12 protein-coding genes and 1 tRNA gene are annotated in these 12,604 nt (G+C 38.9%); 7 read left to right on the top strand and 6 right to left on the bottom strand.

The annotated features are described in order from the left end of the window. Positions 1-21: 21 nt before the first annotated feature. The 6 genes from KO513_RS13635 to KO513_RS13660 all read right to left on the bottom strand — a co-directional run bounded on the left by KO513_RS13635 (position 22) and on the right by KO513_RS13660 (position 4,547). Positions 22-837, bottom strand: coding sequence for a purine-nucleoside phosphorylase (locus KO513_RS13635; protein WP_215913819.1), 816 nt, complete (start codon positions 835-837; stop codon positions 22-24). Then, positions 834-1,511, bottom strand: a complete 678-nt coding sequence (locus KO513_RS13640) for a TIGR04282 family arsenosugar biosynthesis glycosyltransferase (protein ID WP_252735801.1) — start codon at positions 1,509-1,511, stop codon at positions 834-836. The genes KO513_RS13635 and KO513_RS13640 overlap by 4 nt, the downstream gene beginning before the upstream one ends. Positions 1,512-1,569: 58 nt before the next feature. Next, positions 1,570-2,067 carry a rhodanese-like domain-containing protein gene (locus KO513_RS13645; protein WP_215913820.1) on the bottom strand — a complete coding sequence of 166 codons (498 nt, stop codon included), beginning with the start codon at positions 2,065-2,067 and terminating at the stop codon, positions 1,570-1,572. A 66-nt stretch (positions 2,068-2,133) separates the two neighbouring features. Continuing rightward, positions 2,134-3,438, bottom strand: a complete 1,305-nt coding sequence (locus KO513_RS13650) for an ADP-ribosylglycohydrolase family protein (protein ID WP_215913821.1) — start codon at positions 3,436-3,438, stop codon at positions 2,134-2,136. Beyond that, a complete protein-coding gene (locus KO513_RS13655) occupies positions 3,435-4,409 on the bottom strand; it encodes a phosphotransferase (protein ID WP_215913822.1) in 975 nt (324 codons plus the stop codon). Before KO513_RS13655 ends, KO513_RS13650 begins: the two co-directional genes overlap by 4 nt. A 65-nt stretch (positions 4,410-4,474) precedes the next feature. Beyond that, a tRNA-Phe gene (locus KO513_RS13660) sits at positions 4,475-4,547 on the bottom strand. Positions 4,548-4,649: 102 nt separating this feature from the next. Here KO513_RS13660 and KO513_RS13665 point away from each other — a divergent pair. From KO513_RS13665 to KO513_RS13695, 7 genes are all read left to right on the top strand, one after another. Continuing rightward, positions 4,650-5,378: a type III pantothenate kinase gene (locus KO513_RS13665; protein WP_215437846.1), complete on the top strand. Its 729-nt coding sequence runs from the start codon at positions 4,650-4,652 to the stop codon at positions 5,376-5,378. Next, positions 5,378-6,664, top strand: a complete 1,287-nt coding sequence (locus KO513_RS13670; protein ID WP_215913823.1) for a hypothetical protein — start codon at positions 5,378-5,380, stop codon at positions 6,662-6,664. The genes KO513_RS13665 and KO513_RS13670 overlap by 1 nt, the downstream gene beginning before the upstream one ends. 240 nt (positions 6,665-6,904) lie before the next feature. Continuing rightward, positions 6,905-8,278: a hypothetical protein gene (locus tag KO513_RS13675; protein ID WP_246560284.1), complete on the top strand. Its 1,374-nt coding sequence runs from the start codon at positions 6,905-6,907 to the stop codon at positions 8,276-8,278. A gap of 4 nt (positions 8,279-8,282) precedes the next feature. After that, the gene (gene lptC / locus KO513_RS13680; RefSeq protein WP_215913824.1) at positions 8,283-8,891 is read left to right on the top strand and encodes an LPS export ABC transporter periplasmic protein LptC; all 609 of its coding nucleotides are present in this window, start codon (positions 8,283-8,285) and stop codon (positions 8,889-8,891) included. Then, positions 8,884-9,087, top strand: coding sequence for a hypothetical protein (locus KO513_RS13685; protein ID WP_215437852.1), 204 nt, complete (start codon positions 8,884-8,886; stop codon positions 9,085-9,087). The genes lptC and KO513_RS13685 overlap by 8 nt, the downstream gene beginning before the upstream one ends. A 3-nt stretch (positions 9,088-9,090) precedes the next feature. Then, positions 9,091-10,380: a hemolysin family protein gene (locus tag KO513_RS13690; RefSeq protein WP_215913825.1), complete on the top strand. Its 1,290-nt coding sequence runs from the start codon at positions 9,091-9,093 to the stop codon at positions 10,378-10,380. 69 nt (positions 10,381-10,449) lie between these two features. Further along, complete coding sequence (locus tag KO513_RS13695; RefSeq protein ID WP_215913826.1) at positions 10,450-12,564, top strand: peptidylprolyl isomerase; 2,115 nt, start codon at positions 10,450-10,452, stop codon at positions 12,562-12,564. Positions 12,565-12,604 lie beyond the last annotated feature (40 nt).

Raw genomic sequence — 12,604 nt, forward strand, 5'->3', positions numbered from 1 at the left:
TTTTCAACCTAGAAGTATAGTCTATAGGGTTTTTATCAGCTCCCTGAATAGCTTTACCATTTTGGGCTCTGCCGCTTCGGCCGTTTTAAGGATACGTTGTATGTCCGCGGGTTTAAGATTGTCTGGGTTGCACTCATCCGTAATAACAGAAACGGCAATAATGGGCAGGTTCAAATGGTTGGCAACAATAACTTCGGGCACTGTACTCATGCCCACGGCATCTGCGCCAATAATTTTAAGCATCCGGTATTCTGCCTTGGTCTCCAGTTGTGGTCCCACCACCGAAACATATACGCCCTTATGAAGTGTTATATCTTCTTTCTCCGCGATTTTAGTCAGGGTTTGGCGCATTGGTATGTCATAGGGCTCGGACATGTCCGTAAAACGGTCACCAAACTTCCCAACACCTTTAAATGCCAAAGGAGATCCGCCTTGAAGGTTAATATGATCCTCAATAAGCATTAAGTCGCCTTCTTTATAGTCCAGATTGATGGCTCCTGCAGCATTGGAAATAAATAATTTTTTAATACCCAGTTGGTGCATAACACGAATGGGGTAGGTAATATCTAAAAAGTCATACCCTTCATACAAGTGAAATCGCCCTTGCATGACCACTGCCTTTTTCCCTTCCAGGGTACCGTAAATAAGCTTTCCGGAGTGAAATTCTACGGTGGCCAGGGGAAAGAAAGGAATATGGTTGTAATGCGCCTCAATAGGGTCTTCTATTTGATCGGCCAATTTACCAAGGCCGGTGCCCAGTACAATACCAATTTCCGGATTGTCAAATCCTTTGCTCTGTAAATAGGCAACAGATTCGTTTAATTGTTTTTGTATCATGTTTTAATATGTTTTAAATAGGGCTTAAAGGCATTTATGTCTTTAATATCTTCATAAACGTCCACATCGTTACGTGCTTCTAAAATATGATATTTTTCGTTTTTAAGGTTTTCCAAGGTGCTGGCTAAAACGGTTTCCTTGCCCCAATCTTTATTGGAGAAAAGCTCTGGTTTAAAGGAATTCATTCCTAGAAGGTAATAGCCACCATCTTCGGCAGGCCCAACTACAAAATCGTTTTTCTTTAACTGGGAAAAAGCATTCTGTATATCATTTTGATTAAGGTCGTACATATCGCTTCCTATGATGATAATACGTTCAAAGCCTGAAGCAAAACCATCTTGAAAGGCCTTGGCCATACGAATGCCCAAATCATTGCCTTGCTGCAATCTTTTGTCAAATATACTAGGGCTCCAAATATCATCTGCCCAAATTTCTTCGGAATACCAAACTTGTTTTGCGGCATTTAAGTCTTTGGTAATGTTTACCGTGTGGTTCAGTAAAAACTTGTAAATGTCCAAAGCTGTTTCATTTCCGACCGTAGCTGCCAATCTAGTTTTACATTTGCCCAATTGCGGGTTTCTCGTAAAAATGAGCAGAAGGTTTTTTGATGCTATATTGGTATAGTTTACCGTAGCGGCGTCTTTTTGTTTTTCTTGGGGCGATATAATACTCAAATGCGAAAGATTTTAATGGTTTGTAATGTGTTGAAATTTCTAGAACCCATTAGACGTTTTATTTGTCGTAAACTTTCTCTCCTGCATTTAGTAGTTTGCCCCAATGTTTGTTAAAGGCGTGGACATTTTCGGTGGGGTTTCCAATAGAATCATAAACCGGATAGCCTTTGTTTTTCCATTCAAAAATGCCTCCATATAGATTTTTTACATTGGTATACCCCGCTTTTTTCAACTTTTCCCCAATATCTTCCGATCGTACCCCAATGGAACAGTAAACGACTATTTCCTTGTTTTTATTTTGTAGATGTGAAGTAACGGAGTCCAACTGAAACGTATCATATCCCACCCAAATGGCATCTTTTAAGTGGCTTACTTCGTATTCAGTCTTCTCTCGAGCATCAATAAAAATGGGGTTTGTGGCGTTTTCAAGTTGTTCAACATGAATGTAGTCTACGGATCCTGTATTAAGCTTTTTTAGGGTTTTATCGATTTTACTTTGGGAAAAGGAAATCGAAACAGCCCAAAGAAAGAGTATAGTGCTTAGCCATGTTTTCATGAAAGTAATGCTTGTGGTGCAATTACAAATATACCACTAAAAAGAACGGGTTTTGTTAACTAAAAACTAAGGGTTGGGGAAGTTAATGTGCTTTTTCTCTACCATTTCAAGCGCCAAGGCCTCAAGGTCTATGCCCATATTTTCTTTGTTAACTTTAAGGGCTTGGGTACGTAGGGTTACGGGTAGGTTGGAGTAACCTTCTTTGGCACCCAGAATCATCCCGGCTACTGCGGCAACGGTGTCATTGTCCCGGCCATAGTTCACTATAAATTGAAGGGTTTTTTCAAAATCGCCTTCGCCATATTGTAAAGCGGTAATCAAAATTTGCCAGATTTCTCCAGAGTGAAAGGGAATAGCCTTTTCATTTTCCTCCAAAAATTGATAGGCCAGTTCTTGGCGGGTCCATTCCTTTTGGAGCCCATTAAATCCCTCAGGTATTTTAAAGAGAATGCTGTCTTTTGCGGTTAAGGTATCGGCTAATACAAGTTGTTTTATGGCTAGGACTTTTTTTACGGAAGCATCTGCCATGTTATATGAAATACGGCCTACTAGTCTGCTATCTTGGTAGCCTAGCGGGTCTATAAAGGTGGCGGTGTTGATTATGGAATCCATATTGGTGGTCCGGAGTGCCATATGTGTCATTGCTGAAACCAAAGCGGATATGTCCTTGGCATACCCCAAGTCAAACAAAGTATGTTCATAGGCAAGATTGTAAGCATCTTCAGGATTATTGCTTATAAGCCCGAACATTGGAGTATACAGTTGCCCGGCACAAGACATTTCACCACCGTAAAAACGGTTCATGGCTTTTAGGTAGGCTTCGGTATCTTTTTGATAGGCCATGCTTACACGTGCCCATTCCTTGATCCAGTCTATTTTTTCAATCTGGGTATCCAAGAAATCGGTTTCCGGTACGGCACCATTGTCACTAATGGTCTTTGTAAGCGATGCATAATAGTCCGTTATAAAATTGGCAAAATTAGTAGCACTAAGGTTTTCTTTGTTTAGCGATAGGTACTTGACCATGGCATATTTCCAACGTGTATCGTCCGTTGTGGCGCCGGCAATTAAATTATGGTCCCACGTGCCTTCTGGTGATTGTTGTCGTACGGCGGGAGTGAGGGTCGTAATGTAGCCGTATTTAAGTTGAATGTCTTTTCGAGACCACATTTCGGTAGAAGCACCCATGGCATCGCCAATAGCAGATCCAACCAAAGCACCTAAAACTTTGTCGTAATAGGTTTTTTCTGAAAGGTCTAGAGTGTCCAAGATATAAGATTGGCCAATTGGAGCGGGGATTTCTAATGGAGATGTTTTTTCTTTGCAGCCAATGAATAAGACTGTTAGCGTCCAAAGTAGAAGTCTTTTCATGGAGACAAAATGAGTTTGCGTGCTTTTTTCAGAAGCTTGCCTTTTTCTTTTAAACTGCGTTCTAGGGGCAATTGTGCCAGCCCTATTAACCTTCTAATAATCTCTATACCGGCCACTTGGGACATTAACTCCAGATCGGCCTCTCCATCATAGGCGGCATGAATACGTTTTAGATAGCCCTTTTTGCCAGTGGCCATGATAATATGTGCGGCCATGACACCTAAATCAAATTCGGGGAAACCTACAAAACCAAATTCCGGGTCTATAATGTACAGATTCTCAGATTCGGTCATCCAGCTTCCTGGATAATAATCGCCATGAAGAAGTGTGGTGCCGGGTGATAGATATTTCTTCCCCACCTTTTTTACAACCTTTTTTATTTTCTTGTCTTTCTTGTATTGAAGCGAAAGCTCTTGGAGTCCAGGTTGTATATCGTCCAATGGAAATCCGTTATCCTCTAAAAATGGAAGTTCAAAAATATGTTGATGGTTCAGTTGGCGCATTTCTAGGTTCTGTGGAAAATCACTGGATACCTTTTTTCTGTGAATGAGCCCTAGAATAAAAATAAGACGGTCTAACTGTCTGTTTGAGATAGCCTGTTTTTGGTATATGTAGACCATATCCTCGCAATGACCTAAATCTTCAAGCAGTAATAAATGCTCGTTAGAATCAAAACCAATGATATTGGGTACGTGGGCATGAACGGCATTGTCCCTAACGGCTTGATAGAATTTTTTTTCTACAAAAATACGATCTAGAGGTGCTTTGATCTGTTGGTATTTCTGTACGTAGGGCCGTGATTGCTTTAAGATAAACGAACGTTGATCGGTTGTGATGCGCAGTACCACGTTCATGTTGCCGTCTCCGGGCTTTTCTACGGAAATGATTTTTTCTGAGGGGTCTAACCACTCTTTGGATAGTAGATAATTCTGTAGTTCCTCTAGAGGGGTGTTGGTATCTATTACAGTCAAAACAGTAGTTTTTTGCAAGATAAGTCCAAAAACAAAAAAATCCTTACCGAAGTAAGGATTTTTTGTGGTGCCTCCAGGAATCGAACCAGGGACACATGGATTTTCAGTCCATTGCTCTACCAACTGAGCTAAGGCACCATTCCCGTTTGCGGGGTGCAAATATAATTTCAAATTTGCGATATGCAAACAAATTTTGAAAAAAAGATGAATGTTAGGTAACATTTTTTGATCTTTGTATCTATGAACTTAGTAATAGATGCCGGTAATACTTGTGTGAAACTAGCCGTGTATGAGGGAGATACCCTCATATTTCGGCAAAATTCCGAGGTTGAAAATGTAGCTCGGGAACTAAAGGAAATTTGTGACCATTATCCTAAAATAAAACGTGGAATAATAGCTTCTGTTGGAAATTTGGACCGAAAAGTCATGTCAGTGCTTACCGTTTTTTGCGAAGTTCATGAACTAACACCGTCCAGTAAAACCCCTTTTAAGAATTCATACGCCACTCCACAATCCTTGGGTGTTGATCGTATAGCGCTGGCAACTGCGGCATTTTATCATAATCCAAAAGGGAACAGTCTGGTCATAGACGCCGGTACATGCGTTACCTATGACATGGTGAACGATTACGGAGAGTATTTGGGAGGGGCCATTTCCCCAGGGTTGCACATGAGATATAAGGCATTGCACGAACAAACTTCAAAATTGCCGCTATTGAAGCCAAAAGAATTTATAGATTACATTGGAAACTCTACCGAAACCAGTATTCACAGTGGTGTAGTAAACGGTATTTGCCAAGAAATAGACGGTGTAATAGACCAATACAAATCTCGTTTTGCAGATTTAACAGTTATTTTAACAGGCGGTGACATGCTATTTTTGTCTAAACGGTTAAAAAATACCATATTTGCGGACTCCAAATTTCTCCTTAAGGGATTAAATTATCTGTTGGAATACAACAAACGCTAATGATCAGAAAAATAGGTTTTGCCATAATTTGCCTTTTTACAACAGGCATGTACGCTCAAGATGGTTCGGTTTCCCCATATTCATATTTTGGTTTAGGAGAGTTAAGAAGCGGTTCTACCGTAGAAAACCAGATGATGGGTGGCATAGGTATGTATGCCGATAGTATTCATGTTAACCTTAGAAACCCTGCCGCGTATAGTAAATTGGGTATTCAAGGAAGGGATGATTTTGGTATAACCACTTATACTGCGGGGCTATCGTACAAACAGACTACTTTAAAAAGCTTTACCGAACAGCAGAGTACGGCGGTTACCAATTTAGATTACTTGTCTATTGGGTTAAGTATTAAAAAAGGCTTGGGAGTTGGTTTTGGTATCGTGCCTTATTCTTCGGTAGGTTATAATTTTGAAGATTTGGTCGGGGCAGAAGGGTCTCAAGAAATAAATCAGTACTCCGGTGAAGGCGGTGTTAACAAGGCTTATGTATCCGTTGGTTATGAATTTGCAAAGGATTTCAGTTTTGGTGTAACCCTGAACTATAATTTTGGGAGAATAGAAACCCTTAAAGTGCAAAGCACGGAAGGTGTTTTGTTGGGTTCAAAAGATGAGCGGGTTTCTAGGATCAACGGGGTAGATTTGAATTATGCTCTTAGCTATACACCGGCAATAGATGATGAACACACCTTGTATACATCGGTACGCATAAATACACAGGCCAATCTTTCGGCCAGAAATACGCAGAGAATAGGTTCTTTTATTGGAAGCCCGTCCTCGGAAAGTTTCGTAAATGAAGTTGATCTGTACTCTCAAGGCTTAAAAGAAACTGGGGTAACCATACCTACCACAACTACATTGGGCTTGGGTTACGGAAAAAATATGCAATGGTTTTTGGGGCTGGAATATAGCTTTCAGAAGCTAACTGATTTTTCCAACGCCTTTTTGGAGATAGATAATTTAGTATACAAAGACGCCAGCACATTTGCATTGGGAGGTTTTTATACTCCGGAAAGAAATTCTTTTGGAAGCTATTTAAAAAGGGTTACTTACAGGGCTGGTGTACGTCTTGAGAAGACCGGAATGTATGTTAATGAAAAAGATATAAATGATTTTGGCATAACTTTTGGTTTGGGTTTACCGTTGGGTAACAATCTTTCCAATCTTAACTTAGGTTTTGAATATGGAAAAAGAGGAACTACCGCAGCAGATCTAATTGAGGAGAGTTATTTTAAAGTCAACCTAGGATTGTCTTTAAACGATCAATGGTTTAGAAAGAGAAAGATAAACTAAGATTGTAAAATGCTTGAGATTTCATTAGGGTTTATTGGGTTAATTAGAGAATGATTGGGTAAATTCGCAAAAAAAATCTCAAAATGGCATTTTCTAAATTTACTTTAGACCTCTTGGTGAAAAATTAGTACATTACCCCTCCAAAAATTAGAACATAAAAAATGAGCCATAATAACTCTGGGCACTAACCATGAATTTGACTGGCAATTTGTAATTTGAAAAACAAGTAAAAATTTAAAAATGAAAACAAAACTTTACTTCACGGCGATTATGCTTTTAGGGTTTATGGGAGTAAGTAATGCCCAGGCTCAAAATCAAGAATGTATGACCAACCTATCTATATATGTTGAGCATGCAAAGGTGAAAAATTATGAGGCGGCTTATACTCCTTGGAAAATGGTCTATGATAATTGCCCTGATATTAACCGTGCTAACTTTATTTACGGCGAGAAAATATTGGCCGATAAAATAGAAAAGTCATCTGGTGCTGAAAAAGATGGGTACGTAAAGGATATGTTGGCTTTGTACGATAACAGTGCCAAGTACTTTCCAGCAAAATATTCTCCAGGTGTAGTAGGTATTGATAAAGCTTTGTTTTTGTACGATAACAAAATGGCTTCTGATGATGAGTTGTACAAGTTGTTAGGGGAAGCTTTTGAGAAAGATCCTAAAAACTTTAAGAATCCAAAAGCCTTGTACTTGTACTTTTCAAGTTTGGTAGACTTGCACAAAGATGGTAAAAAAGACTTGCAAGAGGTTTTTGATGTTTACGATAACGTAAACGATAAAATAGAGGAAGAGAACAAAAAACTTACCGGTGTAATTACCAAGTTACTTCCTAAAGATTCTACGGGAACTATTACTTCTAAAGAGAAAAGGAGCTTGAAAATTGCGACTACTAACTCGGAATCTTATGGTAAAATTGCCGGTAGTGTAGATTCTAAGCTTGGTGCTTTGGCAGATTGTGATAACCTTATTCCTTTATACGAAAAGAGTTTTGAAGAGAAAAAAGGAGATGTTACATGGGTAAAAAGAGCGGTAGGAAGAATGTTCAACAAAGAATGTACGGATGATCCTTTGTTCCAAAAGTTGTTTGAAGCTCAATTGGCTTTAGATCCATCGGCTAGTGCTTATGTATATGGTGGTACATTAAAAATGAAAAATGGAGATTCTAAAGGAGCCCTTGCAGATTTTGATAAGGCTATGACTTTGGAGACCGATCCTTATAAAAAATCTGATATCGCTTATAAAGTAGCGGTAATCAACAAAAGAAAAGGTAGCAAGTCTACAGCTAGAAAGTATGCTCAAATGGCTATCAATGCTAATAAAGCCAACGGTAAAGCATATTTGTTAATAGCTAGCCTTTACGCAACAAGTGCTAACGATTGTGGTAGTACTCCGTTTGAGAAAAGAGCTATTTACTGGAAGGCTGCGGATATGGCCCGTCAAGCTGGTCGTGTAGATCCAGCGGTAAAAGGAGCGGCTAATCAGTCTGCTGCTAGTTATGCTGCAAAAGCACCTTCTAAAACAGATATCTTCAACTCTGGTATGGCCGGTAAAACCGTATCTTTCAGTTGTTGGGTTGGTGGTAGCATAAAAGTACCGAACTTATAGAAAGATGATTTCATCTTATGGATATAATCTTAAAACTATTGCCATGGTTCTTACCATTGCAATAGTTTTTTTTTCTTGTCAGGATAACTACAAAAGGTCCGGTCAGGAGAAAGCACCTTTGGTGTATCCTATGGGTATTACCGAAAATTTTACGGCCACGTATACAGAGGCCAAGGAAATGCTTGAGAGTGAAGATTCTACTTCAACCCGTGTAATTGCGGTTCTAACAAGTCCCTTAAACGAGGATTACAACAATCAGGAATTTCCGTACCGTACCTTTCCAAAAGGTTTGTTGGTAGATTATTTTAATGAAGCAGGGGAGAAGAGTATTATTAAAGCCGATTACGGAATTATTTATTCTGCCACAAATGTAATAGATTTACAAGGGAATGTTGTTATAGAAAGCCATGACGGCAAGAAATTGGAAACCCCACAATTGTTTTGGGATCAGGATGATAATTGGATTTTTACCCAAGAGAGTTTTAAGTTTACAAATCCCGAGGATGGAACTATCATGGATGGTGAAGGAATGGATTTTAATAAAGACTTAAGTTTCTTCAACGCCCATAAAACATATGGCTTAATGACTATTAAAGAAGAATCGGATGATTAAGATTTTAAGATATACCGAATATTTATATTTGGCAGTAGCTTTTTTCTCGTTGTATAGAATTTTTACGGATTGGAATACGGATAGGGAAGGCACTTATTTATTCATGTTCTTCGCTGCGGTTTCAATAGGAATGTTTCTGTTCAGAAGAAATTACAGGAAAAAGTTTGAACAACGCAAACAAGATAACCAACAATAAGCTGTGGAAGCTGCCATTTTGATTATTGTTTTATCACTGCTGTTTTCGGCCTTTTTTTCAGGTATGGAGATAGCGTTCATTTCCGCCAATAAGATTCACATTGAAATAGAAAAGAAGCAGGAAGGTCTTTTGGCCAAGGTGTTAACGCGCCTAACCAAAAAGCCATCTAAGTTTATTGCAACTATGCTTATTGGCAATAATATTGCCTTGGTTATTTATGGGTTGTTCATGGGCGACCTGCTCATGGGGTGGTTTCAAAGTATGGTGCCGTCCCAAAGCGAGTTTCTCAATTTAGTGTTGGGAGATTTTAGTCTGGTAACCCAAACGGTCATATCTACGTTGGTTATCCTCTTTACCGCGGAGTTTTTGCCAAAAGTACTCTTTCAGATTTACTCCAATACCTTGCTCAAATTTTTGGCCATACCGGCCTATCTTTTTTATATTATCTTTTCGGTGATTTCCGATTTTGTAATTTGGGTGTCCGATGCTATTTTAAAAGCGTTCTTCAAAACAGATGGAGATGACGTGCAATTGGCTTTTAGTAAAATAGAACTTGGGGATTATATTACGGAGCAGATGGAAACCGTAGAAGAGGAGGACGAAGTAGATTCCGAGATTCAAATTTTCCAGAATGCCTTGGAATTTGCCGCCTTAAAAGCGCGCGAAGTAATGGTGCCCCGTACAGAAATCATGGCGGTTGAACTTCATGAGACACCAAAAAACCTGGCAAAACTTTTTACGGAAACAGGCTATTCTAAAATCTTGGTCTATAAAGATACTATAGATAATATTATAGGTTATGTGCATTCGTATGAGCTATTTAAAAAGCCAAAAACCATAAAGAGTATTCTTTTGCCGGTTGAGTTTGTGCCCGAAACCATGCTTATTCAGGATATTCTTAATGTGTTGACTAAAAAACGAAAGAGTATTGCAGTGGTTCTGGATGAGTACGGAGGTACTTCAGGAATCATGACCGTAGAGGATATTGTTGAGGAACTCTTTGGTGAAATTGAAGATGAGCATGACACTACCGATCTAATTGAAGAACAATTAGAGGATAATACGTTTAAGTTTTCGGCCCGGTTAGAGGTTGACTATATAAATGAAGTCTATAAATTGGAACTTCCTAAAAGTGAAGAGTATGAGACACTTGGCGGATTAATTGTGAGCGAAACAGGTGAAATTCCCGAGCAAAATTCAGAAATCCAAATAGAAAATTTCATGTTCAAAATAATTGAAGTATCGAACACAAAAATTGATTTAGTGTTCTTACAAATCCTTGATAAAGAATAGTTTTTCAATCCTTTATAAATTGAAGGAAAAATGGTAATTTCGCAAACTGATTAAACAAAACCCTAATTAATGGCAATTTTAGAGAATATAAGAAAACGGACAACCGTTCTAATACTGATTATAGGCTTGGCCCTTTTCGCATTTGTAATATCCGGTGTATTTGTCAACGGAGATGTTAGTGGTAAAGTAGGCTCTAGTATAGCCGAAATTAATGGAGAGGAAATTTCAATAGATGAATTTCGCCAAAAGGTAGATATTGCTTCTAGACGTTCAGCCAACGCTTCTACAATGCAGACCGTAAACCAAGTGTTTGACCAAGAGGTGCGTAATGCCATCTTAGGACAGCAGTTTCAGGATTTAGGGGTTGATATTGAGCAAGATCAAATTCTAAACTACATTGGAACTATTCCGTCATATGCTCAGAGCCCACAATTCCAGAATGAAAGTGGTGTTTTTGACCAGAACAAATTCAGAAATTTTATTGCTGAGCTTAAGTTGAACAATCCGGAGCAGTACAATCTTTGGTTGCAAGATGAACAAGCAATTGTTCAAAGCGCTAAACAGCAAACGTATTTTAACTTGATCAAGGCCGGAGTTGGTGCCACTTTAAAAGAAGGTGAGCTTGATTACAAACTGGCTAATGATAAGGTGGATGTTAAGTATGTACGTATTCCGTTCACTTCTATTCCCGATAGTACTATTTCTGTTTCTAAAAGTGAGATTCAGACTTACATCAATAATCATAAGGAAGATTTCAAACAAGAACCAGCTAGGGATATTCAGTTTGTATACTTTCAGGAGAAGCCTTCTGCCGCAGATGAGACTGCAGTAAAGGATGCCATTACAAAATTGATGGACGATACAGTTGAGTATAATGCTCAAACGGATAAAAACGATACTGTAGCTGGTTTCAGGAATACAACGGATTTAGCTGCATTTTTAGATCGTAATTCAGATATAAAATTTGATACTATTTACAAATCTAAGAAGCAGCTTCCTGCTAAGTTTGCAGATACGCTAATGACTTTGCAGGTTGGAGAAATGTTTGGCCCTTATAGAGATGGCGATTTCTTTAAAGTTTCTAAAATGGTGGCCAGAAAGCCGGGAGGTTCTGTAAAGGCAAGCCATATTCTTATTGCTTACGAAGGTGCACAACGTGCCAATCCTGAAGTAACAAGAACCAAAGAAGAGGCTGAGGCCGAAGCAAAACGTTTGTTAAGAGAGGCTAAAAAGAAAGATGCCAAGTTTGTAGAGTTGGCGCGTGATAATTCAGACGGTCCTTCTGCACCAAACGGAGGTGATTTAGGATATTTCCAAGAGGGTAGGATGGTACCTGCTTTTAATGATTTTGCTTTTGGAAATAAAGTAGGCACTATTGGTATGGTTGAAACTGATTTTGGTTTCCATGTTATTAAAATAGATGATAAAGAGGATATTGTTCAAATAGCTACCTTGGCTCGTGAGATAGAACCTTCTGAGGATACAACTAACAAATTGTTTACGGATGCTACTAAATTTGAAATGGAGTCTATTGAATCCAACAAGGCATTCTCAGATTTAGCCAAAGAAAATGAATACTTGGTTCGCCCGGTAAACAAGATAAAGGCTACAGATGAAAACTTACCAGGTCTTGGTGCACAAAGAAATATTGTACAGTGGGCTTTTCAGGAAGAGACCAATATTGGGGATATCAAGCGTTTTGATTTAACCGGTGGTTATGCTGTTGCTCAAGTAACAAAGGCATACAAAGAAGGCCTTATGTCTGTAGAGGATGCCTCTGCTATAGTTCTTCCTAAACTTAGAAAAGAACGTAAAGCGGCACAAATTATAGCAGCGAACAAAGGAAAATCAATTGAAGATTTGGCAAAAGATAATAACGTAAGCGCCTCAACGGCATCTGCGTTAACTGTTAAGTCTCCAACAATTCCTGGAGCCGGGTCTGAACCTGCTGTTGTAGGTACTGCTTTCGCAATGAAAGAAGGTGCTACTTCTGAGCTTATAGAAGGTAACACCGGAGTTTATAAGTTAACGGTTACCAAGAAGACCGAAGCGCCAAAACTGGATAACTATAGTATGTACGCTACTTCCGTAAAAACTTCACGTGAAGCACGAGTTAATACTGCAGTATATGATGCGTTAAAAGATGCCTCGGAGATTGAGGACAAAAGAGCTGCTTTCTACTAGGTAGTGGTCTAACGATATAAAAAAAGAGCCTTTCAATATT

This window comes from Zobellia sp. B3R18 (assembly GCF_018860715.1).
GTDB classification, from domain to species: Bacteria; Bacteroidota; Bacteroidia; order Flavobacteriales; family Flavobacteriaceae; genus Zobellia; species Zobellia russellii.